Origin of the sequence: Agromyces bauzanensis, from assembly GCF_014645655.1 — a bacterium.
Taxonomy (GTDB): Bacteria; Actinomycetota; Actinomycetes; order Actinomycetales; family Microbacteriaceae; genus Agromyces; species Agromyces bauzanensis.
Window position 1 is genome coordinate 1 of the sequence record NZ_BMMD01000077.1, and the last position, 819, is coordinate 819.

Below are 819 nucleotides of genomic sequence, written 5' to 3' on the forward strand. Positions count from 1 at the left end.
CGGAGGGGCGGCGCTCACCGACAATACCGGACGGCGCTGAAAGGGGATATCGAGCGGCGCTGAGAGTGAATATCCCGCGGCGCTCAGAGGTCCGAATACTCAGACATACTCGCCATGCAGCAGCTTGAGCGTCACCCCAACCCTCGCGAGCTCCCGATGCACCCTGTCCCAGTCCGGCTGCGCGTGAACACTCTCATGCTCACCACGGCCGGGGAACAGCCGCGCATACACGTCGGCTTCCTCGAGCTCGGCGACGTCCTCCCAGCCGACCCCTTCCCGGCCAGCGGCGTCCAAGACCGCCGCCACGCTCGTACGGGACATGCCCTGCGCGGCGATCTGCCGTCCCGTGAACCCCTCCGCGCGAAGCCTCAGCACCAGCTTCGCCTTGATCTTGCGTACCATCCGAATCACTCCTTCTGCCGCGCGATAGGTCCGCGCGGCAGAAGGAGCCTACGAAGGTGGCCCTGAACCCGAATACTCGACGTCCCTCACCGACGCGATCGCGTCGATGAACAAGTGGCCCCGAACCCCAATATCAGTGGCCCTCAGAAGAGCGAATACTCAGCCAGACGACCGCCGGCCATGCGGCCGGCCTCTCGGCGGTCGCAATCAACGTGGTCGGGGACTGCGTCGGGGTCGACATCGTGTCGGTGGATGGCATGGCGCTCCTTCAGGCCGATCCCCAGCCTCGCGCCCGGCTGGCGGGAGCACCCGACCTGGCGCGTAGCGTGAGTTGGTACTGGTGGTCCAGCGATCTGGTATGTCGAATCCTCCGTGTTCGTTTACAACCTCTCTCATCACTTCGTTTACAACCGATGC

At 64.8% G+C, this 819-nt stretch carries 1 pseudogene; it reads right to left on the reverse strand.

Annotated features, from left to right (window positions below):
* Window positions 1–102: 102 nt before the first annotated feature.
* Window positions 103–402 (reverse strand): annotated as a pseudogene (locus IEX31_RS18485) (IS21 family transposase); the annotation flags it as partial.
* Window positions 403–819: the final 417 nt, after the last annotated feature.